The sequence below is a fragment of the Streptomyces sp. NPDC050287 genome, from assembly GCF_044459385.1.
In the GTDB taxonomy this organism is placed as follows: domain Bacteria; phylum Actinomycetota; class Actinomycetes; order Streptomycetales; family Streptomycetaceae; genus Streptomyces.
In genome coordinates this window covers 178972-203765 of record NZ_JBITIY010000014.1, presented here as the reverse complement: position 1 = coordinate 203765, position 24794 = coordinate 178972, and the positions used below count along the sequence as shown (strand labels likewise).

Below are 24794 nucleotides of genomic sequence, written 5' to 3'. Positions count from 1 at the left end.
CTCGTTTCTCGGGCAGGGTGGGCGACCGTCCGGCGGACGGACGGTGGAGCCGTGACGACGTGGAGGGAGTCGGTCAGTCCTTGACCGCGCCGGCGGTCACCCCGGCGGCGACGTAACGCTGCGCGAGGACGAGGATGACCGCGGCCGGCAGCGAGGCCACGACGGCGGTGGCCATGATGGCGTTCCACTCCTGGTTGTTGTTGCCGATGTAGTGGTAGATGCCGAGGGTGATCGGCTCGTGGGCGCCGCCGTTGACCAGGGTGCTGGCGAAGACGAAGTCGGACCAGGACCACAGGAACGCGAACAGCGACACCGTGACGACGGCGTTGCGGCTCATCGGCAGGACGATGGACCGGAAGGTGCGCAGGGCCGTTGCTCCGTCCATCTGCGCGGCCTGAATCAGTTCGCCGGGGATGCCGGACATGAACGCGGTGAAGATGAGCACCGCGAACGGCACGGCCAGCGTCGAGTCGGCGACGATCAGGCCGGGGACGGACTGGAGCAGGCCGAGGCTGAGGTAGATGGCGTAGAAGCCCATCGCCATGATGATGCCGGGGATCATCTGGGCGGCCAGCAGGACGAAGCTCAGCAGGCCGCCGCCGCGCGGGCGCAGCTTGGCCAGTGCGTAGCCGGCGGGCGCGGCCAGGGCCACGGTCAGGGCGACGGTGCCCAGGCCGACGACGAGGCTGGTGCCGAGGTAGGGCAACTGCTGGTCCAGGACGGCCCGGTAGCCCTCCAGGGTGCCGTGGACCGGGAAGAGACCCGGGGGCGACTTGCGCATGTCCTGGTCGCGGGTGAAGGACACGTTGAGCATCCAGTACACCGGGAAGAGCATGGCCCCCGTCAGCAGGAGGCCGATGGTCGTCTTCCACCACGTACGGCTGCGTCGGTTCATGGCGATTCCTGTCACGACAGCGCCTGCTTTCGCTGGACCCTCATGTAGATCAGGCCGAAGACCAGCGCGGCGACGACCAGCAGGTTGCCGACGGCGGCTCCGGGTCCGAAGGCGGGCAGCAGGTTGCCGAAGCCGAGTTGGTAGGACCAGGTGGCGAAGGTGGTGGACGAGTCGGCCGGGCCGCCCTTGGTCATGATCCAGATGATGTCGAAGACCTTGAGTGTGTAGACCAGACCCAGCAGGAGCGTGATGGCGGACACCGGGCGCAGCAGCGGGAAGGTGATGCTCCAGAACCGCCGCCAGGGACCCGCGCCGTCCAGGGCGGCGGCCTCGTACAGGCCGGCCGGGATGGACTGCAGGCCGCTGTAGAGCACGACCAGGTTGAACGGGACGCCGATCCAGATATTCGCGATGATCACCGAGGTCAGCGACCAGGACGGCGAGGTCAGCCAGTTCACCGGGCCGATACCGACGGCGTGCAGGGCGGCGTTGACGACGCCCGACTCGGTGTTGAGCATCCATGACCAGGTGGAGGCCGACACGATGAGCGGCAGCAGCCACGGCACCAGGAACAGGGCCCGCAGGGTGGCCGAGAGCCGGAAGTTCTGGTTGAAGAAGACGGCGAGCGCCAGGCCGATGGCGTACTGGAAGGCCAGGCACACGGCGGTGAACACCACGGTGTGGAGCAGGGCCGGGGCGAAGGTCGGGTCGTCGAAGACGGTCCGGTAGTTCTTCAGTCCCGTGAACGGCGCGTCGCCCCGGACGAAGGAGCGGACGGTGTAGTTGCGCAGGCTCAGGTCGATGTTTCGGTAGAGCGGATAGGCGTAGAAGAGGGCGAGGTAGAGGACGACCGGGGCGAGGAACGCCCAGGCGGCCCACTGCTGGGAGCCGCGGCGGCGCCGGGCCCGGGGCGGGGCGGTGGGCCCCGCCCCCGGGTGGTTCCCCACCGGTCGACGGTGCGGCACTTGTGTCGTGTGGCTCATCAACGGGCCCTGAGTCCTCGTTACTTGGCGGCGGACTGAGCTGCGGTCAGCGCGTCCTTCGGAGACTTCGAGCCGCTGAGGGCGGACTGGACGGCCTTCCACATCTGCTCGGAGATCTTGGGGTACTTGGTGCCCAGGTCGTCGCTGGTGCGGCCCTTGGCGGCCTTGACCGCGTCCACCCAGGGCTTGAGCTTCGCGTTGGCCGCCACCTGCTTGTCCTGGACCTCGGCTGTGGGGGCGACGTAGGACAGTGTGGTGTCGGTATCGAGCAGGTTCTGGCTGTTGGTCAGGCAGGACACGAGCTTCTGCGTGGTGGCGTAGCGGCCGGTCTTGTCCTGCACCGGGATGGTGACGAACTCACCGCCCGTCGGTGCCGCCGCGCTGCCTCCTGAGGCGCCGGGGACCGGTATGACCCCGTAGCCGAAGCCGGCCTTCTCGGCGTTGGCCAGCTGCCAGGTGCCGTTCTCCGCGAAGGCGTAGTCGCCGGTCGCGAACTCCTGCCAGCTGGTGGTCTGGGTGTTGTTGAGCACCGAGTTGGGGGCGTACTTCTTCTTGAGCCAGTCGCTCCACAGCGACAAGGCCGAGACACCCTGGGCGGAGTCCAGCTCGGTCAGCTTCGCGCCGGAGCCCCAGAACCACGGCAGGAACTGGAAGCTGCCCTCCTCCGTCCCGATGGCCGAGAACGTGATGCCCTTCTTGCCCGCCGCCTTGACCTTCTCCAGCGCCGCGGTCAGCGACTTCCAGTCCTTGACCGAGGCGATGTCCACCCCTGCCTTCTTCAGCACCGCCTTGTTGTAGTAGAGCGCCAGGGTGTTCGCGCCGATCGGTGTGCCGTACGTCTTCCCGCCCGCCTGACCCGCCGCGAGCAGGTTGGGGTCCACGGCCGAGGTGTCCAGCTTGTTGTCGGCGGTCGTGGTGAGTACCCCCGCCTCCGCCAGGGTCGACACGACGGGGTTGTCGACGATGAGCACGTCCGCGGAGTTGCCCTGCTGCGCCGCCAGCAGCGCCTTGTTGGCCAGGTCGCTGGTGTCGAACGCCGTCCGCTTGATCTTCACGCCGGCCTCGGTGCCACAGCCGTCGATCAGCTTCGCCCACGCCGAGCTGTTGTCGAACTGCGGGTAGGGGTCCCAGACGGTGTAGGTGCCGCCGCCGGCCGCCTCGTCGGCGGTGCCCCCCGAGCCGGATCCGCATGCGGTGGCTGTGGTGGCGACAGCCAGGGCGGTCAGGGCTGCGGCGGTCAGGCGGCGTCTTCTGGAGGAGCTGTTCATCACGGGTTCCTTTGTTTTGGCATGGAGGTGCCAAGGGCGAGGGTTTGGAGGAGGCGGGAGCGTCGAACGGCGGTGATGCGCGATTCGAGCGTCCGGGGAGGAAGGAGGGAGGGGTCGGTAAGAGGGTCAGGCCGTTGTGTCGGGCCCGGCGTCCACGGTGGGTGTGGCTCCCGCCGGGCCGGTGCTGGCCCGCAGGGAGATGGGTGGCGTGAGGAGATGGTGCCGGGGCGGTGCGCCGGGGTGGTCGAGCCGCTCCACCAGCAGGTCGACGGCGAGACGGCCCATCTCGGCCGCCGGTACGTCCGCCGCGGTGAGCTGCGGGGTCACCGTCTCCGCCCACCGTCCGGCGGCGACCCCGGTGACGGAGAAGTCGCGCGGCACATGGCGGCCGGCCTCGGCCAGCCCCCGGTAGAGGCCGCCCAGCGCGGCCTCGTTCAGTGTGACCAGGGCCGTGGTGGCCGGGTCGTCGTGCAGGATCCGTTCCACACAGGTCTGGCCGGAGGCGGCGTCGTCACCGCAGCAGTACGTCCGGACGGTCAGTCCGCGTTCGGCCGCGGCCTTCGTGAAACCGCCCAGACCCCGGTGCGCGGACTCGTACCCGGCCTGAAGCAGTTGCTCGGGGCGGTTGACGAAGGCGACCCGGCGGTGGCCGAGATCCGCCAGGTGGTGGACGCAGCGCTCGACCAGCGCGGTGTGGTCCAGGCCCACCCACCAGCCGCCCTCGGGGCGAGCGGTACGGCCGATGGCGACGGAGGGGAAGTCGAGGGTGGCCAGGTGCTCCACCCGGTCGTCCTCCAGCCTGATCTCCATCAGGATCGCACCGTCGACCCGCCGCTCCCCCAGCAGCCGCTGGAAGGACCGGTCGCTGTCCACGCCGCTGGGTGACAGCAGGACGTCGTAGTCGTAGGCCGCGGCGGCCTCCACCACGCTGCCGATGAAATCGAGCTGCATCCCGGTGTAGTGGCTCCCGGCGGGCGGGAAGACGAGGCCGAGGGTGCTGGTTCGTCCGTTGGCCAAGGCGCGGGCGCTGGCGCTGGGCTGGTAGCCCAACTCGTCGACGACCTGTTGGATCTTCCGGCGGGTGTCCTCCGAGACCGGGCGCTTGCCGCTCAGCGCGTAGGACACTGTGCTCCGCGAGACACCGGCCCGCCGGGCGATCTCACCGATGTTCACGGCAACTCCTTGCTCGAACCGGTTCGACACGTCGGAGAGGAGACAGTCGACCGGCCGCGTGGGGTTGAGAGGGAAGAGAGGCGAAAGGCCGGTGGTCGAACCGGTTCGCGTGAAGTGAAGGTAGGAACAAGCCGGGCGCCTGTCAACACTTCGGACCGTGCTTTTCGTAAAGTCCCCGCGATCCCGCGTACACGGCAGAGGTTCTGTGTGTCGGGGGGATTGCTGGCCGGTTTCCCCCGATGCTAGCTTCGCCGAACCGGTTCGACGCACCCCACCTCCACCATCCGACACAACCGAACCATCAGACGTCGGCCCGGCCGAGCGGGCAGAGACGGCCCGTCGCCGGTCGGCCGCCGCGGGTCGACCGGAAACGCTCTCCCAAGGATCCGGAACAGCTCCCCCCAAGGATGAGGACGTAATCCATGCCATCCGCTGACAGATCCGCCAGGCGCCGAGCCTCGGCCACCGTGGCCCTGACGCTCGGCGCGGGCCTGCTGACCGCACCGGCCGTCGCCGCGCAGGCGGCAGACGCTCCCCAGCCCGTCGCCCGCTACACCTTCGACCAGGACGACCTCGCCTCGGGCACGATCACCGACAGCTCCGGCAACGGTCTGACGGCGAGCCTGGTGAACGGCGACACCGCCCAGTCCGTCGCGGGCACCGGCGGAGGCAAGGCGCTCGCCCTGCCCGGCGGGGCACCCACCTCGAACGGCGCGTACGTCCGGCTGCCCCGTGAAGTGGTGGGCGACGCGACGGACTTGACGGTCTCGGCCCGCGTGAAGTGGGGCGACGACGCGTCGGCCTGGCAGCGGATCTTCGACCTGGGGACCGACAACACGAAGTACCTCTTCACCACTCCCGCCAACAACGGCGGGCTGCTGCAGACCTCCGTGACCACCGGCGGGGGCGGCGCGGAGGCACAGGTCCACGGTTACGCGAAGCTTCCCGCGGACCAGTGGCGGACGGTGACCGTCACCCTCGACAGCGGGGCCGGCCGGGTCACCACCTACCTCGACGGCGTGGCCGTCTCCTCCACCGCGACCGATGTCAAGGCGAGGGAGTTGCTGAACGGTTCGGCGACGTCGGCCGGTTACATAGGCAAGTCCTTCTACCCCGACCCGCTGCTCAAGGGCGCGATCGACGACTTCACCGTGTGGCACACGGCGCTCAGCGCCGACCAGGTGGCCGGGACGGTCGGGAGCCTTCCCACCCTCCAGGAGATCTCGCGGACGTCCTTCGAGGTCCGTACGACCTCAGGAACCGCCCCGTCCCTCCCGGTCGCCGTCCGCGCCTCCTTCTCCGACGGCTACGACCGTGACACGCCGGTCACCTGGGACGCCGTCCCGTCCGACAAGTACGCCCAGCCCGGCACGTTCACGGTGGCCGGGACCGCGTCCGGACGCGCGGTGCAGGCGACCGTCACCGTGGTCCGCGAGGGGCAGCTGACCGTCGACCTCGGCTCGGACACCGGCGCGTTCCACGGCGGCGCCTCCGGCACGCTCTACGGGGTGTACGGACCGGACGTCCCCACCAACAACCTCATCGAGGGCATGGGCCTGCGCACGGTCTCCACCAAGGCGCAGGACGGCCCGCAGCACCCCGGTGCCGACGCGCTGGACGTGGTCAGGCCGCTGGCCGACTCCACCGACGGTGACGTGTACATCTACATGACCGACATCCACCGCGGCTTCCCGTACCAATGGCCGGGCGACACCCCCGAGGAGAAGCTCAAGCTCTACCGGGAGAAGATCGCCAAGCAGGTCGACCAGGTCCTGCGGCTGCCGAAGGACTACCAGGACAACGTCGTCTTCGTGCCGTTCAACGAGCCCGAGGGCAACATGTTCGGCACCGGCGAGTGGAGCTACAACAAGGTCAGCTGGCTCACGGACCCGGACGACTACTTCGCCGCCTGGGACGACGCGTACAAGCTCATCAAGGGCAAGATGCCCGACGCCCGCATCGCCGGTCCCAACACCAGCGTCCTGTACGACCAGGTCAAGGGTTTCCTCACGCACGCCCTGGCCGCCGGTACCCTCCCGGACGTCATCACCTGGCACGAGCTGAGCCACCCGGAGGCGGTGCGCGAGAGCGTGGCCACGTACCGGGTGTGGGAGAAGGAGCTGTTCAAGGGCACCGCCCGGGAGGGTACGCAACTCCCGGTCAACATCAACGAGTACGCCTTCAACTACCACACCTCGGTCCCCGGTCAGATGATCCAGTGGGTGTCCGCGATCGAGGAGTCCAAGGTGGACGCCGACATCGCGTACTGGAACATCGACGGCAACCTCTCCGACTCCGCGGTGCAGTCCAACCGCGGCAACGGCCAGTGGTGGCTGCTGAACTCGTACGCCTCGATGAGCGGACACACCGTGAAGGTGACCCCGCCGTTCCCCGGCGAGAACTACACCATGCAGGGCGTCGGCACCCTCGACCAGAAGAAGAAGCAGGCCCGGCTGATCTTCGGCGGCTCCACCGGCAAGGGCCACATCACCTTCGCGGGCGTCCCGAAGAACCTGTTCGGGAACCGCGTGCACGCCTGGGTGCGGGAGATCGAGTGGACCGGGCAGGTGGGCGACTCGTCCGGCCCGAAGCTGCTCACCGAACAGAACCTGAAGGTCGCCGACGACGGCACGGTCGTCGTCGACTTCGGCGACGGCGCGCTGCCGAAGCTGAAGGAGTCCTCGGCGTACGAGATCGTCCTCAGCCCGGCCGGGAAGGCGCGGGGCACGCAGTCCCCGCCCGTGCGCTGGCAGGGTTCGTACGAGGCGGAGGACGCCGCGCACACCGGGTCCGGCTACTCGAAGAACGGGCCGGAGGGCTCGACCCGCGACGTGTCGAAGTTCTACACCTCCGGCGGCTACGACGTGGGCGGTCTGCGCACCGGCTCCGATCTCACCCTCGACACCACCGTGGACGTGCCCGAGGACGGCACCTACGACCTGAGCGTCTTCGCCAACTCCCTCAACACCTTCGACAAGGTGAAGGAGCAGGGCCCGACCAACGTCTTCCTGCGCGTGGACGGCAAGGCGGACAGCGAGCAGGAGCTGTTCCTGCCGCTGGGCTACAAGTGGGTGGTCTGGGACCACACCGACACCAAGGTCCAGCTGACCAAGGGCAAGCACACCCTGACGCTCGCCGCGAAGAGCGCCGACGGCAAGCGGGTCACGAAGGGCGACGCCATCGTCGACCGCCTCACCCTCACCCTCCCCGCGGCCTCGGCCGGCACCCAGGTGTACGAGGGCGAGCTGGCCTGGCTGGGCGGCGGGGCGCGGCCCGTCTACGACCTGCCGAAGCAGACCGGCACCCCGGCCACCGGCTCGGGCGCGGTCCGGCTCGAGAAGGACCAGAGCGCCACGTTCTGGGTCTACTCCCCCGCCGACCGCGAGGCCACCCTCGACGTCGCCACCCTCGGCGGCACGGGCGCCCGGCTCTCCGTCAACGGGCACGACGTCCTGCGTCTGGCCAAGGGCAGGAGCGGCGTGGCGGTCTCCCTCTCGGGCGGCGTCAACAAGGTGACGGTGACCGGAGGTTCGTCCACCACCCTCGTCGACCGCCTCACCGTCACTCCCACCGAGGGCACGCTCAAGACCCGTACGTACGAGGCGGGCGACGCCAGGCTCGCGGGCTCGGCCACGCTGACCCCGCTGTCCCTGGCCACCGCCGGCACGGCGATCACCGGCGTCGGCGGTGAACCCGGCAACGGCAACACCGCGACGTTCGATGTCGCCGCCGACCGGACCGGCCTGTACGCGCTGCGCATCCGCTACTCCAACCCCGAGCAGGCCGAGGCCACGCACTACAACCCGGACCCGCTCGCGCGCCACGCCGACATCAGCGTCAACGGCGGCGGAATACGGCGCGTCAGCTTCCCGCACAGCTTCCACCAGAACAACTTCTGGGAGCTGACCGTCCCCGTCCAGCTGAGGAAGGGACAGAACACGATCACGTTCCGCTCCGAGGAACTGCCGAACTTCGACGGCACCACGTACGCCTCGGACACCTTCCCCGGCGTACCGCTCCGCTCCCGCTACGCGCCGCTGATCGACCGGATCGCCGTCGCGCCCTACGCACGGGAGGTGCGCGAGACCCGATGAGGTGAACACCGTACGGCCGGGGGTCACTGTGACGCCCCGGCCGTACGGTGCAGGTGCGTCAGTTCTTGCCGAGCATCTTGTTCATCTGCTGGATCTCGGCGGTCTGGGCCGTGATGACGTCGTCCGCGAGCTTCACGGCGGGACCGTACGTGCCCTTGGCCTTCTCGGTCTTCGCCATCTCGACGGCGCCCTCGTGGTGCTGGACCATCATCTCGAGGAACATCTTGTCGAACCCGGCGCCGGACGCCTTGTCCAGCTTGCCCATGTCCTCGCTGCTCATCATGCCGGGCATGTCAGGCATGGAGGACGACATGTCATGGTCCATGCCCGGCATGGACGACATGTCCTCGGGGACCTCCTCGCCCCACGAGGTGAGCCAGCCGGACATGGTCTTGATCTCCGGGTCCTGCGCGCCCTTGATCTTCGTGGCCAGGTCCTTGACCTGCTGGGACGAGGCGCGGTCGGCGGCCAGACCGGCCATGGCGACGGCCTGGCGGTGGTGCTGGATCATCTCGGTGGCGAAGTCGACGTCGGCATCGTTGTGGGTGCCGGCCTTCGCCGAAGTGGAAGCGGACGGACCGGCCGACTCGGAGTTCATCGATCCCATGTCGTGACCGCCGCTGCCGCTGTCGCTGTCGCCGCCGCACGCGGCCAGTACGAGGGCGGCCACGCCGGCGGTGGCGGCGAGGGCGGCACGACGGATGAGCCTGCGATGTGCAGTCATGGTTGAGCTCCTGCGTTCTGGTGTCTCGGATCTGCTGAAGGGCATGCCGAAGCACGGCGCCACGCCCGCGTGAGCAGGTGGCGGCGTGCGGGCCGTTCTAGATCCGCAGAAGCTGCAGTTCGGAGAGTGAGGGCGGGGCTCGACCACCGTCGGGACCACTGCCGTCCGGGGACGTCCGCACGTCCGGCGCCGTCCCGGTGCGGGTCACCACGTCGGGTTCCAGCACCGGCACCACCGCGGGAGTCCCGGGCACGGAGGCGGATGCGCAGGTCGGGTCCGCATGCGTCACATGACCCGGACAACCGCCCTCACCGTGATCGCACTCTCCCGGGGTCGACATCACGACACCTGTGTGTGCGCTCGCCATGATCCGGTCGGGCCCCGCCTGGTCGTGACTCTCGGGGACCGGCCCGAGGCCGTGCATGCCGAGCAGACCCAGCAGCAGAGCGGCCACGAGCAACCCGAACGACCGCACCGTGCGGTGCGGTCGCGTGTGCTGGACGAGGCGGATCACGGCCTCATCGTAAGCATGGATCATGGGTCCCTTGCATCCCGGACACCGCCGAAGCGGCGACGGAGGTTCGATACCCGCCCAGGGTATACCAGAGAATGGGGCGGGCCGGCGCCCGGCTCAGGAACGGTAGGCCACGTTGGCCATCATCCCGGCCTCGCCGTGGTACGCGTTGTGGCAGTGCAGCATCCACTGGCCGGGGTTGTCGGCGTCGAAGAAGACGGACAGTTTCTTCTTCGGCAGCACGATCGCGGTGTCCTTGCGCGGCCCGGAGGCACCGAGTTGGTACGTGTGGCCGTGCAGGTGCATGGGGTGCCACATGTCGGTGTCGTTGACGAAGTCGAGCCGTACGCGCCGGCCCTCCTCGACGAGGATCGGGCGGGCCTGGGGATTCCTCATGTCGAACGGCGTGCCGTTGATGGCCCAGTTGTACTTGCCCATGCCGCCGGTCAGTTCGATCTGGTGCGCGATGTCGGTCTTCGCTGTCCTGAGGCGCACGTCGTCGGCGGCGCGCAGCTGCGACGCCGTCATGATCATGCCCTCGAGTTCCCTCGGACGGACCGTCGGCTTCGGCGTGCTCCCCGATCCCGTACGCACCAGGGCGAGTCCGTTCGCGTTCTTGCCTTCGGCCAGGGCGACCAAGGGGAAGACGCCGTCGCCGAGGGTGACGAGTACGTCGTAGCGCTCGCCCATGCCGACCAGCAGGGCGTCCACCTCCTGATGCCGGACCGGGAAGCCGTCGGTGTGCGTGATGGTCAGCTTGTGGTCGCCGAGGGCCACCCGGTACGCCGTGTCACCGCCGGCGTTGATGATCCGCAGACGCACCTTCTTGCCGGGCTTGCCGGTGTAGACGTCCGGGGACGTCGCCACGCGGCCGTTGATCAGGTGGTGGGGGTACTTCACGTCACCGGCGTCGCCGCCGAGCAGGTCGCTCTCGGCGCCCATGAGCATGAACTTCATCGACATGCCGCCGGAGGAGCTGGAGGCGGAGGCCGACGGGGACGGGGAACCTCCTCCCCCCTCCATCTCACTCATGTCCATCCCGCCCATGTCCATCCCGCCCATGTCCATCCCGCCCATGCCGTGCCTGAGTTCGGCGAAGACCTCGTCGGGGGTGCCGGTGACCCCGTCGACCCAGTCGTCGAGGAGGACGACCCACTCGTCGTCGTAGGCGAGGGTCTCCTTCGGGTCCTCGATGACCAGCGGGGCGTACAGACCGCGGTCGAGTTGGACGCCGACGTGCGGGTGGAAGAAGTACGTGCCGGGGGCGTCGGCGATGAACCGGTAGGTGAAGGCGGATCCGGCCCGGACGGCGGTCTGGGTGGCCGGCGGCACTCCGTCCATGTCGTTGCGCAGCGCGATGCCGTGCCAGTGGATGGAGGTGGCGGTGCGATCGGGGAGCTGGTTGGACAGTTCGGCGACGAGGGTGTCGCCGACGGACAGCCGCACCTCCTTGCCGGGGGTACGTCCGTCGAAGGCCCAGGTCCTGGGCATGACGCCGTCACCCAGATCGATCCTCGCGGGGGCTGCGGTCAGGGTGAGCTTCTGCTCCCGCCCCGTGCGCCCGCGCTTCTTCTCGGTGGCGGCGACCGCGGAGCCGGACGGGTCGGTGAGGGCGTCGGCGCTGCCGGAGCCGGAATCGCCGCTGCAGGCGGCGAGCGCGCCGGCGCCCGCGATTCCGAGCCCGGCGATCAGGGCGGAGCGACGGTTGATGCTGTTCATTTCACTGTGTCCTCTGCTGGAAACTGCCGATGCGGTCGCGGAGGGACGGCACATCGCGCCGTCCGGCGCGGCCTACACCCGCAGTCGGGAGAGGACGGACAGGTCCGGCGGGGCGCGGACGGCGACAGCCGCGCCGGGAGTGCGCCCCGCCGCGGTCTGCCGCGGTTTCCCCAGCGGGTCGAACGCGATCTGGGCGGGTACGGCGAGCTGTACGGAGCCGACGTTCGCCGAGGTGCAGTGCTGCATGCCCGGCATGCCGCAGGAGCCGTCGCCGGCGTCGTGCGCGGCAGCGCCCGCCCCGCGCGCCTCCAGGGTGGCCGAGGACGGCGGCGTCCCGTCCGGCATCACATGACCGGCGTGGACCGGGTCCGGCATGGACTGCACGGACGGCATGGACTGCATGGACTGAATGGATGAGACGTCCATCGATGGCGTCTCGTGGTGGACGAGCACGGCCAGCGCGACGCAGAGGGTGACGAGCACCCCGTACGCCCAACGGGCGGCTGTTCCGCCACCGCGGGCCGGTCGAATCGTCATGCGCTCCACCTGTGTACTGTCATCGCCGGATTTGATCGTACCCCTAGGGGGTACCCGGGCGCTCGGCGGGGTTCCTGGCAGAAGTCGCCCATGTGGCCCACGCCACAGATGACGGAATACCCCAGGGGGGTATAGTGTTGTCATCCGGCGGGCGAGGCAGGCAGTCGCACCTCCCCCGTAAGGACCATTCACGCACTCACACCCCGAGGGAAGAGCCATGACCACCGAGACGAACTCCGGCTCCTGCTGCGGCTCCGGTTCCTGCGGCTCCGGCGCCACGGTCGACGTCCAGGACGTCGGCGTGACCACCGTGTACAAGGTCTCCGGGATGACCTGCGGCCACTGCGAGGGCGCGGTCTCCCAGGAGATCTCCGCGCTGGACGGCGTCACCGCGGTCAGCGCGGTCGCCAAGACCGGCGAGGTCACCGTGAGCTCCGCCGCCCCGCTCGACGAGGAGGCCGTCCGCGCCGCCGTCGACGAGGCCGGTTACGAACTCGTCGGCCCCGCCTGACGAATCGGCGGGCCACCGCCCGTCACGTGAACTCCCTCCCGCGCCGGGACGTACCGCACCGCTGATACGGTCGCCGTGCGTCCCGGCCTCCCCTGGAGACATGTCATGACCAGTACGGCTCCCGAGAAGGCCCTTTCCGGCGCCGCTCCCGCGCCCGCGACCGTCCAGCAGGTCGAGCTCTCCATCGGCGGGATGACCTGCGCCTCCTGCGCCGCCCGCATCGAGAAGAAGCTCAACCGTATGGACGGCGTCACGGCGACCGTCAACTACGCCACCGAGAAGGCGAAGGTCTCCTACCCGGACGGCACCGGGGTCGCCGATCTCATCGCCACTGTCGAGAGGACCGGCTACACCGCCCAGGAACCGCCCCCGCCCGCCCCCGTCCCGGGCGAGGGGGGCGAGGCGCAGGCCGCGCCCGCGGCGGACGGCGAACTGCTGTCCTTGCGGCAGCGTCTGTACGTGTCGCTGGTGCTCACCGTGCCCGTCGTCCTGATGGCGATGGTTCCGGCCCTGCAGTTCGACAACTGGCAGTGGCTGTCCCTGACCCTGGCCGCTCCGGTCGTGGCCTGGGGCGCCTTCCCCTTCCACAAGGCCGCCTGGACGAACGCCCGGCACGGCGCCGCGACCATGGACACGCTGGTGTCGATCGGTACGCTCGCCGCGCTCGGCTGGTCGGTGTGGGCCCTGTTCTGGGGGCACGCGGGGATGCCGGGAATGCGGCACGCCTTCGAGTTCACCATCTCCCGTTCGGACGGTTCCTCCTCCATCTACCTGGAGGCCGCGGCCGGGGTGACCACGTTCATCCTCGCCGGGCGCTATCTGGAGGCCCGCGCCAAGAGGAAGTCGGGCGCGGCGCTACGGGCCCTGCTGGAGCTGGGCGCCAAGGACGTCTCCGTACTGCGCGGCGGCACTGAAGTGCGCATCCCCGTGGGCCAGTTGGCCGTAGGTGACCGTTTCGTCGTACGGCCCGGGGAGAAGATCGCCACCGACGGCACCGTCGTCGAGGGCTCCTCCGCGGTGGACGCCGCCATGCTGACCGGCGAGTCCGTGCCCGTGGACGTCACCGTCGGCGACGCGGTGACCGGGGCGACCGTGAACGCCGGCGGCCGGCTCGTCGTCGAGGCGACCCGGGTCGGCTCGGACACCCAGCTCGCGCGGATGGCGCAGCTCGTCGAGGACGCCCAGAACGGAAAGGCCGAGGTACAGCGGCTCGCCGACCGGATCTCCGGCGTCTTCGTACCGGCCGTCCTCTTCATCGCGGTCGCGACCTTCGGAGTGTGGCTCGGCGCGACGGGCGACACCGTGGCCGCCTTCACCGCCGCCATCGCCGTCCTGATCATCGCCTGCCCGTGCGCCCTGGGCCTGGCCACGCCGACCGCGCTGATGGTCGGCACCGGCCGGGGCGCCCAGCTCGGCATCCTCATCAAGGGCCCAGAGGTACTGGAGTCCACACGGCGCGTCGACACCGTCGTCCTGGACAAGACCGGCACGGTGACCACGGGCCGGATGCAACTCCAGGACGTGTTCACCGCACCCGGCGTGGACGAGGGCGAACTGCTGCGGCTGGCGGGCGCGTTGGAACACGCATCGGAGCACCCGATCGCCCAGGCGATCGCGGCCGGTGCCGTCGAGAGGGCCGGAAGCCTGTCCGTCCCGGAGAACTTCGAGAACATCGCCGGCCTGGGAGTCCAGGGCGTCGTCGACGGGCACGCGGTGCTCGTCGGGCGGCAGAAGCTCCTGGCCGACTGGGCCATCGAACTCCCCCGGGAACTGGCTGAGGCCAAGGCCGCGGCGGAGGGCGAAGGACGTACCGCGGTCGCCGTCGCCTGGGACGGCGAGGCCCGTGGTGTCCTCACCGTGGCCGACGCGATCAAGGAGACCAGCGCCGAAGCGGTCGCCGAGCTGCGCCGGCTCGGCCTGAAGCCGGTCCTGCTGACCGGTGACAACCAGCTCGTCGCGGAGTCCGTGGCCAAGGCCGTCGGTATCGACGAGGTCATCGCCGAAGTCCTCCCGCAGGACAAGGTGGACGTCGTCAAGCGGCTGCAGGGCGAGGGCCGTACGGTCGCGATGGTCGGCGACGGCGTCAACGACGCGGCCGCCCTCGCCACCGCCGACCTGGGCCTGGCCATGGGCACCGGTACGGACGCGGCGATCGAGGCGGGGGACCTGACCCTCGTACGAGGCGATCTGCGGGTGGCGGCGGACGCGATCCGCCTCTCGCGCAGGACCCTGGCCACGATCAAGGGCAACCTGTTCTGGGCCTTCGGCTACAACGTCGCCGCCCTGCCGCTCGCCGCCTTCGGCATGCTGAACCCGATGATCGCCGGAGCGGCCATGGCGTTCTCGTCGGTGTTCGTGGTAACCAACAGCCTGCGGCTGCGGGCCTTCAAGTAGCGACTACGGGTCTTCAGGTGGCGGCTGCGGGCTTCGAGTTGAGGCCCGCAGCCACCGCGCCGGCCTCCGCACACTAAGCTGCTTAGAAGATCGAGGCCGCGGACACATCAGGAAGGGGCCGAGTGGTGGGTTCGGACTGGCAACCCGTACTGGCGCTGCTGGTACTCGTCGTCGTGGCGATCGTCCTGCTGCACGCCGTCTCCATCGCACTGCGAGCGGTCCGTGAGCCGCTGCACACCGGCCCGTTCAGCGGCGGCCTCGAACCGCAGGAGCACGCGCTGTCCCGGTTCCACGTCCGCTGGTATCCCGTCACGATGATCTTTCTGGCCTTCGACATGGAGATGCTGTTCATGTATCCGTGGACGAAGGTGGTCTCGGCGGTCGGTACCAGTGCGGTCGTCGAGATGTTCCTCTTCCTCGGCGTACTGCTCGCGGGAGTCGGATACGCCTGGCGCGAGGGGGCGTTCCGGTGGAGCTGAGATCCCTGCTCGCCCGCGCGGCCCTGGCCCGGCCCGGAGTCCTGCTGGCGACGTCCCCCGGAGCCACGCGAGAACGGCTCGCGGTGGAGGCGGAGTTGGCGCGGAGGGCGTGGCCGTGCGTGGCCGCACCGGCGGACGCGGATCTGCTGGTGATCGTGGGGGATCCCGGTGACGGGGGGGACACGGGCGGCCAGGGCGGCGCGGGCGGTGACTGGGTTGCGAACGTCTGGGGCGCCGTATCGGCTCCGAAGGCGTGGGTCCGGGTCACGGATGCGGTGCACGTCGCCGATGCGCTCGATCGCGGGCTGGCGGAACTCGGCCGGGGAGGTTCGCCGTCGGGTCCGCCTCCGGCGGTCGGGCACGTGGGACATGACGGTCGGGGAGAGCACGGGGACCACGGCGGGCACGGGGATCACGGGGACCCCGAAGATCACGGCCATCATGCGGACCACATGGACCACATGGACCATGACGTTCACGCGGATAACGGGGGCCACTGGGATCACGGAGGCCACGAGGGCCACGGTGGCCACGATGGCCACCACAGTCACCAAGACCATGAAAGCCACGAAGGCAGCACGGGCCCCCAACATCACGAGACCCACGGCGGGCACCACGCCCATGACGGCCAGATGGAGCACGCCGATCACGCCATGCACGGCGGGCACGGCGCCCACACCACGCACGGCGGACACAGCGGCCACGGCGGGCACAGCGGCCACGGCGGACACGGCGGGCATCAAGGCCACGGCGGACACGACATGGGCGTCGTGGACGGGCTTCCCATGGCGGACCGGGCCGACGACCGTGACGGGCTGCGGCTGGACCGCTTGCACGTCCCGCTGGGTCCGGTCCTCGCCGACTGGCCCTCCGGCCTGGTGCTACGGCTCACTCTGCAGGGCGACATCGTCCAGGAGGCCGCCGTAGAGGTCGTAGAAGTCGCACGAGCCGTAGAAAGCGTGGAGGCCGTAGACCAGGCCACCACTCCCCCGGCGCCGCGACCGCCCTTCTGGAACGAGCCGTTCCTGCTCGCCGCCGAGGGCGTACGGGTTCCCGAGGGTGACGCGGCACGGCGGTTGTGCGCGGCGCATCTGGACAGTCTCGGCAGGTTCTTCGCCGTGGTGGGGTGGGGCGACCTGGCCGCGCGTGCCCGGTTCGCACGGGACCGCGCACTCGCCGGAGCCTCGGCCGCCGAACTCACCGCTCTCGTACGCCTGTTGATCCGTCGCGCCGAACGTTCGCGGACGTTGCGCTGGTTGACCGCCGGAGTGGGTGTACTGCCTGCCGAGCACGCGCGGCACCATGGAGTCACGGGTCCGGCTCTGGTCGCGGACGGAGACGCCCACGCCCGCATGCTGGTGTGGCTCGAAGCCGTCGGGCGCAGCGCGGCGGCGGTCGACGTGTCCGACGTCCTGGACGCGGCGGAAGAGGCCGTCGGGCCTCGCGGGCGGATCGCCGGCGGTGCGACGCCCGCCTCGCAGGGGCTGTTGGACGTCCTGCCCGGTCTGTTGCGGGGTGCCGAGTTCGCGTGTGCGCGGATCATCGTGGCGAGCCTCGACCCGGATCTCGACGAGATCGCACACGTCACGAGGGCGGAGACGCACCATGGCTGAGCGCGCGCCGCTGTGGTCGGTCTTCGTCCTGCCCGCCGTCCTGGTCGTCGTGGCCATGGCGTTGGCCGGGCTGGACTCCGTGCTCGCGGCGGGGGCTCGCACCGGCCGTATCGGGTCGCTGCGTGCGGCGGCCGTCCATGCCGTCCGGCCCGCCGTTGAGGTGCTACGGCATCTTGTGCGGCAGCCGCGGCGCACGCGTGCGTCCGATCTGCCGCTGGCCCGGATCGGCGCGGCTCTGCTTCCCGTCGCGGCCGTGCTGGCCGCCGTCGTACTGCCGCTGGGCTTCCGGTCGGTGAGCGATCTGCCGGAAGGCATCGTCTGGTTCAACGCCATGGAGGCGCTGGCCTGGGCGGCGGTGTGGCTGGCCGGCTGGGGGCCGAACTCGGCGCTGTCGCTCATCGGCGGCTACCGGTTCCTCGCGCAGGGCCTGGCGTACGAGCTGCCGCACATGCTCGCCCTCACCACGGCGGCGCTCGGGGCGGAGTCACTGCGGGTGGGCGAAGTCGTCGACAGACAGGCGGGGTTGTGGTTCGCCGTGTGGATGCCGGCGGCCTTCGGGATCTATCTGCTCAGTGCCATGGCGATGGCGTTCTGGGGGCCGTTCGACCAGCCCGTCGGAGCGGACGTGGCCGGTGGCGCGGCAGCCGAACTGTCGGGCGTGGACCGCGTGTTGTTCCTGGGCGGCCGGTGGCTGCTGCTGGTCGTGGCCGCGGCGTTCAGTGTGCCGCTCTTCCTGGGCGGCGGGTACGGGCCGCTGCTGCCCGGCTGGGCGTGGACCGTGCTCAAGACGGCGGCCGTGCTGGCCGTCCTGGTCTGGGCCCGGCGCAGGGTCCCGACGCCGCGCATGGAGAGGTACGTGGAGCTGGCGTGGGTCGTGCTGACTCCGCTGGCCGTCGTGCAGGCCCTGGTCGTGGCCGTCGTAGTGCTGAACCGATGACGAGAGCGAGGTGCGGGACGTCCATGGATGTCGCCGTCTTCTGGGTGCTGGCGGTCCTCGGGGTCGCCGGCGGCGTGATGGTGTTCCGCTTCGACTCCATGGCGCGCGCGACGTTCTCCCTGCTGGCCTCGCTGCTGTGCGTGGGCGGGCTCGTCGTGCTGCTGGGGCTCGACTATCTCGGCATCGTCATCGTGCTGATGATGACCATCGAGATGGCCATCATGGCCGTCTTCATGGTGATGTACATGATGAACCCGGCCGGGCTCATGCCGATGACGATGATGCACAACAAGAAGGGCGCGGCCGTGGTCTGCGCGCTGGTGTTCGCGCTGCTGGCCGCCGGGATCGTGCTCGCGCCCTGGCCCGGGCGCCGGGGCAGGGCCCCGAAGGACCCGACCATGGATCTCGGCATGTCCCTCATGGGGCCGCAGATGCTCACCATGATGACGCTGGGCATGGCGCTGTTCGCGACGATCGTGGCCACGGTGGTGCTGGCCACCCGCCGGGGACGGTACGACCGGCTCGGCGACGACCTGCGGGCGAGGCGCGCGGACGATCCCGTACGAGGCGGTGTCGGCCGGTGAGTCTGGAGCTGTTTCTGCTGCTGGCCGCCGCCCTGTTCTGCATCGGGTTGTTCGGCGCGCTGACCCAGCAGTCGATCGTGATGCTGATGATGGGCCTCGAACTGATGCTGGGCGGGGTGATCCTGGCCGCCGCCGCCGTCTGGCACTACGTCGCGCCGGCGACCTCCGACGGTCAGGTGCTGATCGTCGTGGCGGTCACGGCGATGGCTCTGGAGATGGCGATCGGATTCGCCGTGGTCACCGCCTTGTTCCGGTCGCGTGAGATCGACATGACCGACATGGCGGCGGAGTTGAAGGAGTGAGCGCCCTGCTGTGGGCGCTGGTCGCCCTCCCCCTCGGTTCCGGTGTCCTGCTTCTGGCGGCGGGGCGCGGGGCCGACCGGATCGCCCCCGCCCTGGCCCTCGCGGTGACGGTCGCCGCGACGGGACTGGCCGTCACGGCCGCCTTCCGGCACCCCACCGCGCGGGCCCCGTTCCTCGACGGGCTCCCGCTGCGGCTCGCCGTGGACGGACTGTCCGGGCTGCTGGCGGTCACGGTCACCGGGGTCGCCCTCGCCGTCCTCGTCTTCAGCGTCGCCGAGTTCGGCCCGGACGAGGCGCGCGCCCGTTTCTTCGGGCTGATGCTGCTGTTCGCCGGGAGCATGCTCGTCACCGTGACGGCCGCGACCCTGCCCGTCCTGTTGATGGGCTGGGAGGTCATGGGTGCCACGTCCTGGGCGCTCATCGGCTACTGGTGGCGGGAACCCCGGCGGACGGGGGCCGCCGACACCGCGTTCCTCACCACCCGTACCGCGGACCTGGGTCTGTACCTGGCGGCGGGTGCCGCGCTCGCGAGCGGGCGCGACTCGACGCTCTCGCTGGACGCCCTGGCCCGCGCCGACGATCCGTGGCTGTCCTTCATCACCGCGGGCATCGTCGTCGCGGCCCTCGGCAAGTCTGCCCAACTGCCTTTCAGTTTCTGGCTGTCGAAGGCCATGCAGGGCCCGAGCCCGGTCTCCGCGCTGCTGCACTCGGCGACGATGGTGGTGGCGGGGGCGTATCTGCTGCTGCGGACCGGGCCGTTGCTGGACGCCTCCGGCTGGGGCGACGACGTGGTGGCGTGGACGGGTGCGGCCACCGCGCTCTGCCTCGGCCTGGTCGCCGCCGCCCAGAGCGACCTCAAGCAGTTGCTGGCCGCCTCGAGTTGTGCGCAGATCGGCTTCATGGTGCTGGCGGCGGGGGTCGGAACGGCGTCCGGCGGCACGTTGCAACTCATCGCCCACGCCGCCGCGAAGAGTCTGCTCTTCCTGGCGGCCGGCGCCTGGCTGACCGCGCTGGGCACACAGCGACTTCCCGAACTGCGCGGTGCGGCACGGCGCCACGTGACCCTCGGCGCCGCGTTCACGGTGGCCGCGTTGTCCCTGGCCGGACTTCCCCCGCTCTCGCTGTGGGCCGCCAAGGACGTCCTGCTCGCGCAGGCCCTGGAGAACAGCCCCTGGCTCTACGGCGTGGGTCTGGCCGCGGCTGTGCTGTCCGCGGTCTACAGCGCCAAGGCCTTGTGGTACGTGTGGCAGCGGCCCGAGGTACCTGGTCCCGATGCCGCGGCGCGGGCGGACGGCCGGCGGTCGCGGTCGCCCGGCCGCCGTGTTCCGGCCGGTGCCGTGGCTCCCCTGGTCCTGCTTGGTCTGGCCTGTCTCGCCCTGACACCGCTGGCCTTCCCGCCGTTGCGGGAGGCTGTCGGACGCGTGGTCGGCGGCCCCGGTCCCCTCGCCCCGGCCGCCTGGGAGTTCGCGCTGTCCGGGGGACTCGCCCTCGTGGCGGCCGCACTCGCCTGGTCCTGGAACACGCGCCCGCTGCCCCTGCCGGGTCGTGCCAAGGTGGTGCTCGCCGACTGGCTGGGTCTGGAACGTGCCGCCCATGTCCTTCTCGTCGCCCCGGTGATGCGGCTCGCGCGCGTGGCCGCCATGTTCGACGACCGGGGCCTGGACCGCGCGGTCGACGGCTCGGCCGCGGCCGCCGTACGGCTCGCGCGCTGGACGAACGGCGTCGTCGAACGTGCCCTGGACGGCACGGTGACGGCGGTCGCGTCCGCAACTCGTACGCTCGGCCGCTGGGCCCGCCGCCCGCAGACCGGACAGCTGCACCAGTACCTCGCCCAGGCCGTCGCGGCCTTCACCGTCCTTGCCGTCGTGCTCGTCCTCGTGAGGTGACCCGGATGCTGACCGCCCTCGTCTTCGCGCCCACGGCCGTCGCGCTGCTGCTCTTCGTCCTGCCCCGGCGTACGGGCCCGGCGGTGTTCCGGGTCGTCTGGGTGGTGGCGTCCGCCGTAGAACTGGCCCTCGTCGTCGCGATGTGGGCCGGGTACGACGCCGGCGGCGGAACGCAGTACGAGCAACGGGCCCGCTGGATCCCCAGCGCGGGCGTCGGCTACCACGTCGGCGTGGACGGTCTGTCCCTGCCGCTGCTCGCCCTGACCTGCCTGATGTTCCTGGCCTGCGCGCTGTACTCACTGCGCGAGAACCGTCGTGTCCGCGAGTTCGCCGCCCTGTTCCTCTTCCTGGAGACGACCTGTCTCGGCCTGTTCGCGGCCCTCGACCTGATCCTGTTCTTCGTCTTCTTCGACCTGTCCATCGTGGCGATGTACTTCGTGATCGCCGGCTGGGGCCACCGGCAGGCGTCCCGTGCCGCGCTGAAGTTCTTCCTCTACACCTTCGTCGGCTCGCTCGCCCTGCTGCTCGGCTTCATCGGGCTCTACCTCGCCGCGTCCCCGCACACCTTCGACATGGTCGACCTGACCCGGCAGAACCCGCTCGCCGGACGGTCCGTCTACGGCGGCCTCGTCCTGCTGGCCGTCCTGGTGGGCCTGGCGGTGAAAACGCCGACGGTGCCGTTCCACACCTGGCTGCCGCCGGCCCACGTCGAGGCGCCGGCCGCCGGTTCGGCGATCCTGGCCGGGGTGCTGCTGAAGATGGGCACCTACGGGTTCGTGCGCATCGCCATGCCGATGCTGCCCGAGGCCTGGCGGCGCTACGCCCTCGTGCTGGTCGTCGTCGGCGTCGTGTCCGTACTGCACGGAGCCCTGGTCGCGCTCGCACAGACCGACTTCAAACGGATGGTCGCCTACACGTCCGTGAACCACATGGGTTACATCGTCCTCGCGGTCGGCGCCGCCGCGGCGACGGCGGACAGTTCGGAGCAGGCCCGCTCTCTGGCCGTCACCGGAGCGGTGACGCAGATGGTCAGCCACGGGCTGCTCACCGGCGCGCTGTTCCTGCTCGCCGGGGTGATGTACGAGCGGGGACGGACGTACGACATGCCGTCCTACGGCGGAGTCGCGGGCGTGGCCCCCGTGTTCGCGGCCATGACCGGCATCGCGGCCTTCGCCTCGCTCGGGCTGCCCGGCTTCTCCGGCTTCATCGCCGAGTTCCAGATCTTCACCGGAAGTCTCGGACCGCGGCCCGTGGCCACCTCACTCGCCGTGCTCGGCATCCTCCTCACGGCCGGGCTGTTCCTGCGGGCGCTGCGACAGGTCCTGACGGGGCCGCTGCGCCTGCCCGACGCCCCGGGGACGCCGCGCCCCTTCACCGACATGCGCCCGCACGAAAACCTCGCGGTCGTACCACTGCTCGTTCTGGCCGTGGTGCTCGGAGTGGCACCGCGCTTCCTGCTCGACGTGATCGAGCCGGCCTCGCGCTCCGTTCTGGAGCTGCTCGCCCGATGACCGAGATGAACGAGAACCCGCTCGACCTCCTGCCCGAGGTGCTGCTGGCCGCGTCGGCCGTGCTCGGCCTGCTGCTCGGCTCCTGGCTGCCGCGTGCCCGGCAGTGGGCGGTCGGGGCGCTGGCGGCCGTCGCCTGCGTCGCGGGGATCGTCGCGGCGTCCGTGGCCGCGGCCAAGCCCGCCACGACCGCCTTCGGTGAGGCGTTCGCCGTCGACCCGGTGACGAGCACGTCCAGGATCGTGGTCCTCGGCGGCACGCTCCTCGTCCTCGGCGTCTCCTTCCGACCGCTGCGGGGCGACGCGCGGGAGAGCGAGTTCTACGTCCTGCTGCAACTGGCGTCCCTCGGCGCGCTGATGATGGCGGGCACGCAGGACCTGCTGCTGTTCGCCGCCGCCTACCTGCTGGCGAGCATCCCCGCGTACACGCTCGCCGGTTTCCGCAAGGACGGGCCCGGCACCGAGGCGGCCCTCAAGTACTACGTCGTGGGCGCCCTGTTGGGCGTGCTGATGCTGACCGGCATCACGATCCTGTACGCGGCCGGGCGCGCCACCGGGTATCCGATGCTCGCGGAAGCCTTCCGCGACGCGCCCGAGCCACTGCTCGCCACCGGCGCGATCGGGCTGCTGACCGGCGTGCTGTTCAAGGCCGGAGGCGTGCCCGCGCACTTCTGGGTGCCCGACGCGGTGCAGGGCAGCAGCCCGCCGGTGGCCGCGCTGCTCACCAGCATCCCGAAGATCGGGGCTCTGGCCGCGCTGTTCCGCCTCGGGGATGTCGTGTTCGCGGACAGCACGCTGCCGTGGGCCGCGCTCGTCGCCGTACTGGCCGCCGCGTCGATGACCCTCGGCAACCTGGGGGCGTTCTTCCAGCAGGACGTCAAGCGGCTGCTCGCCTACTCGACGATCAGCCAGGTCGGATACCTGCTGATACCGGTGGCCGTCGCGGGTCGCGCGGACCTGGCCCAGCCGGCGCTGCTGTACTACCTGGCGGCCTACACGGTCACCAACCTCGGCGCGTTCGCCGTGGTCTGCGCCCTGCCCCGAGCCGAGTCGCTGGACGACTACCGCGGTCTCGCGAAGGAGCGTCCGCTGCTGGCGGCGAGCCTGATCGTCTGCCTGTTGGGGCTCGTCGGCACCCCGCCGACAGCGGTCTTCCTCGGCAAACTGGAGGTGTTCAGCGCCGCGTTCGACGGCGGCTACGCCTGGCTCGCGGTCCTGGCCGCCGTCAACACCGTGGCGTCGCTCTTCTACTACCTGCGCTGGATCGTGCCCGCGGCCTCCCGGAGCGGGTCCGTGCCCCCGGCGGAGAGCGACCGGACGGCGCGCGTCGTCGCCTACGCCGCCGCGGCCGTGTCCCTCGGGCTGGGCATCGGCGGCGGGCCGGTCCTGGACGTACTGACCGGACCGATCAGCCACTGACGTACGTCCGACCGGGGGCGGCCTGCCGCCGAAGGTCCGCTCAGTGCTCGTGCGGGGCTTCCCGGTGGACCGGGCCGTGCGCGTCGGCGCAGTGGGCGGCGGCGTCCGTGGCCAGCAGGTCGCGGTCGCCGGGCAGGGTGAGCTGCAGCACCGGAGCAGCCGTGTGGTCGACCTGGAGGGTGGTGTGGGTGATGCCGTAGTCGTGGCGCAGCAGCTCTTCGAGGTCGCGGCGGACGGCATGGCAGTCGCCCCCGGGTTCGACCAGGATGTGCGCGGAAAGGGCGGCCTGGCCGGAGGTGATCTGCCATACGTGCAGGTCGTGGACCTCGACGACGGCGGGCTCTGCGACGAGTTGGTCACCGAGCGCGTCAGGGTCGACGTTCACGGGGGCTGCCTCGAGGAAGATCCGCCCGGACTCCCGCAACAGCCCGTACCCCGCCTTGACCATGAGGGCCACGACCACGAGCGTGGCGATGCCGTCGGCGCGGGCGAAGCCGGTGAGGACGACGATCAGGCCGGCCACGGCGGTGCCGATGAAGGCGAACAGGTCGTTGAGGATGTGCTGATACGCGCCCTCGACGTTCAGGGAGGAGCGGTTGGCCTTGGAGATGCACCAGGCCGCGGCCACGTTCACGGCGATACCGGCGAGTGCCGTGCCGAGCACCAGGCCGCCCTGCACCTCGGGCGGATCGATCAGCCGGTGGACCGCCTCGTACGCCAGCCAGGCCCCCAGCAGAAGCAGACTGAGGCCGTTGGCCTGGGCGGAGAGGATCTCTGCGCGCTTGAGGCCGTAGGTGTAGCCGCCGCGCGCCGGACGCGCGGCCAGCCGCATGGCGATGAGCGCGAGGACGATGGAGACGGCGTCGGTGAGCATGTGCGCCGCGTCCGAGATCAGCGCCAGGGACTGGGCGACGACACCGATGACGACCTCGACCGCCATGAACGCGGCGATCAGCGTCAGGGCGATCGCCAGCCAGCGACGGTCGGCGTCCGCCGAGACACCGTGCGAGTGCCCGGCATGGCCGCCCGGACCGTGCTCGTGTCCGGGGCGGTGCTCCTGACCCTGATGACGCATGCCTACGCCTTCCCCGTGGTGACGGACGTCCTGACCGCAGTGAAACCCATACACACGCCAATCGCCAAAGGCTGCACCGGTGACCGTTGTCATGTCGGATAACAAGCCTGTGACCTGGGGAAACATCCGATGCCAGAGTGGGTGCCCCGGCGCCGTCCCACGTGCCACCGCTGGTGATCC

At 70.5% G+C, this 24794-nt stretch carries 20 protein-coding genes; 11 read left to right on the top strand and 9 right to left on the bottom strand.

The annotated features are described in order from the left end of the window. Nucleotides 1–73: 73 nt before the first annotated feature. The 4 genes from ACIBK3_RS37475 to ACIBK3_RS37460 all read right to left on the bottom strand — a co-directional run bounded on the left by ACIBK3_RS37475 (nucleotide 74) and on the right by ACIBK3_RS37460 (nucleotide 4319). Entirely contained in the window at nucleotides 74–895 is an 822-nt protein-coding gene (locus ACIBK3_RS37475) for a carbohydrate ABC transporter permease (protein ID WP_399372262.1), read from the bottom strand. 11 nt (nucleotides 896–906) lie between these two features. Next, complete coding sequence (locus ACIBK3_RS37470) at nucleotides 907–1878, bottom strand: carbohydrate ABC transporter permease (RefSeq protein ID WP_399372261.1); 972 nt, start codon at nucleotides 1876–1878, stop codon at nucleotides 907–909. 20 nt (nucleotides 1879–1898) lie between these two features. After that, nucleotides 1899–3146: an extracellular solute-binding protein gene (locus ACIBK3_RS37465; RefSeq protein ID WP_399372259.1), complete on the bottom strand. Its 1248-nt coding sequence runs from the start codon at nucleotides 3144–3146 to the stop codon at nucleotides 1899–1901. 126 nt (nucleotides 3147–3272) lie between these two features. Next, nucleotides 3273–4319, bottom strand: a complete 1047-nt coding sequence (locus ACIBK3_RS37460; protein WP_399372257.1) for a LacI family DNA-binding transcriptional regulator — start codon at nucleotides 4317–4319, stop codon at nucleotides 3273–3275. 422 nt (nucleotides 4320–4741) lie between these two features. On the opposite strand from ACIBK3_RS37460, the gene ACIBK3_RS37455 reads away from it, so the two are divergent. Then, nucleotides 4742–8413: a LamG-like jellyroll fold domain-containing protein gene (locus tag ACIBK3_RS37455; protein ID WP_399372256.1), complete on the top strand. Its 3672-nt coding sequence runs from the start codon at nucleotides 4742–4744 to the stop codon at nucleotides 8411–8413. 58 nt (nucleotides 8414–8471) lie between these two features. Here ACIBK3_RS37455 and ACIBK3_RS37450 read toward each other — a convergent pair whose 3' ends face one another. From ACIBK3_RS37450 to ACIBK3_RS37435, 4 genes are all read right to left on the bottom strand, one after another. After that, on the bottom strand, nucleotides 8472–9137 hold the full coding sequence (locus ACIBK3_RS37450; protein ID WP_399372255.1) for a DUF305 domain-containing protein: 666 nt from the start codon (nucleotides 9135–9137) through the stop codon (nucleotides 8472–8474). Between the two features lie 97 nt (nucleotides 9138–9234). Continuing rightward, nucleotides 9235–9651, bottom strand: a complete 417-nt coding sequence (locus tag ACIBK3_RS37445) for a DUF6153 family protein (RefSeq protein ID WP_399372254.1) — start codon at nucleotides 9649–9651, stop codon at nucleotides 9235–9237. Nucleotides 9652–9768: 117 nt separating this feature from the next. Next, nucleotides 9769–11370, bottom strand: coding sequence for a multicopper oxidase family protein (locus tag ACIBK3_RS37440; protein ID WP_399372252.1), 1602 nt, complete (start codon nucleotides 11368–11370; stop codon nucleotides 9769–9771). Nucleotides 11371–11442: 72 nt separating this feature from the next. Continuing rightward, nucleotides 11443–11907 carry a DUF6153 family protein gene (locus ACIBK3_RS37435; protein ID WP_399372251.1) on the bottom strand — a complete coding sequence of 155 codons (465 nt, stop codon included), beginning with the start codon at nucleotides 11905–11907 and terminating at the stop codon, nucleotides 11443–11445. Nucleotides 11908–12124: 217 nt separating this feature from the next. Here ACIBK3_RS37435 and ACIBK3_RS37430 point away from each other — a divergent pair, with 217 nt between their 5' ends. The 10 genes from ACIBK3_RS37430 to ACIBK3_RS37385 all read left to right on the top strand — a co-directional run bounded on the left by ACIBK3_RS37430 (nucleotide 12125) and on the right by ACIBK3_RS37385 (nucleotide 23539). Continuing rightward, nucleotides 12125–12418 carry a heavy-metal-associated domain-containing protein gene (locus ACIBK3_RS37430; protein WP_399372250.1) on the top strand — a complete coding sequence of 98 codons (294 nt, stop codon included), beginning with the start codon at nucleotides 12125–12127 and terminating at the stop codon, nucleotides 12416–12418. 105 nt (nucleotides 12419–12523) lie between these two features. Further along, a complete protein-coding gene (locus ACIBK3_RS37425) occupies nucleotides 12524–14812 on the top strand; it encodes a heavy metal translocating P-type ATPase (protein WP_399372249.1) in 2289 nt (762 codons plus the stop codon). Between the two features lie 122 nt (nucleotides 14813–14934). Beyond that, a complete protein-coding gene (locus ACIBK3_RS37420) occupies nucleotides 14935–15291 on the top strand; it encodes an NADH-quinone oxidoreductase subunit A (RefSeq protein ID WP_399372248.1) in 357 nt (118 codons plus the stop codon). Between the two features lie 632 nt (nucleotides 15292–15923). Continuing rightward, nucleotides 15924–16904, top strand: coding sequence for a hypothetical protein (locus ACIBK3_RS37415; protein ID WP_399372247.1), 981 nt, complete (start codon nucleotides 15924–15926; stop codon nucleotides 16902–16904). Beyond that, nucleotides 16897–17841 carry an NADH-quinone oxidoreductase subunit H gene (locus ACIBK3_RS37410; RefSeq protein ID WP_399372246.1) on the top strand — a complete coding sequence of 315 codons (945 nt, stop codon included), beginning with the start codon at nucleotides 16897–16899 and terminating at the stop codon, nucleotides 17839–17841. Before ACIBK3_RS37415 ends, ACIBK3_RS37410 begins: the two co-directional genes overlap by 8 nt. A 23-nt stretch (nucleotides 17842–17864) precedes the next feature. Continuing rightward, nucleotides 17865–18425 carry an NADH-quinone oxidoreductase subunit J gene (locus ACIBK3_RS37405; RefSeq protein ID WP_399372245.1) on the top strand — a complete coding sequence of 187 codons (561 nt, stop codon included), beginning with the start codon at nucleotides 17865–17867 and terminating at the stop codon, nucleotides 18423–18425. Continuing rightward, entirely contained in the window at nucleotides 18422–18727 is a 306-nt protein-coding gene (nuoK, locus tag ACIBK3_RS37400; RefSeq protein WP_399372244.1) for an NADH-quinone oxidoreductase subunit NuoK, read from the top strand. Before ACIBK3_RS37405 ends, nuoK begins: the two co-directional genes overlap by 4 nt. Continuing rightward, nucleotides 18724–20613: an NADH-quinone oxidoreductase subunit L gene (locus ACIBK3_RS37395; protein ID WP_399372243.1), complete on the top strand. Its 1890-nt coding sequence runs from the start codon at nucleotides 18724–18726 to the stop codon at nucleotides 20611–20613. Before nuoK ends, ACIBK3_RS37395 begins: the two co-directional genes overlap by 4 nt. 5 nt (nucleotides 20614–20618) lie before the next feature. Next, nucleotides 20619–22124 (top strand): NuoM family protein, encoded by a 1506-nt coding sequence (locus ACIBK3_RS37390; protein WP_399372242.1) that lies wholly within the window; start codon nucleotides 20619–20621, stop codon nucleotides 22122–22124. Then, nucleotides 22121–23539, top strand: coding sequence for an NADH-quinone oxidoreductase subunit N (locus ACIBK3_RS37385; protein ID WP_399372240.1), 1419 nt, complete (start codon nucleotides 22121–22123; stop codon nucleotides 23537–23539). Before ACIBK3_RS37390 ends, ACIBK3_RS37385 begins: the two co-directional genes overlap by 4 nt. Nucleotides 23540–23579: 40 nt before the next feature. Here ACIBK3_RS37385 and ACIBK3_RS37380 read toward each other — a convergent pair whose 3' ends face one another. After that, nucleotides 23580–24614, bottom strand: coding sequence for a cation diffusion facilitator family transporter (locus tag ACIBK3_RS37380; protein WP_399372239.1), 1035 nt, complete (start codon nucleotides 24612–24614; stop codon nucleotides 23580–23582). Nucleotides 24615–24794: the final 180 nt, after the last annotated feature.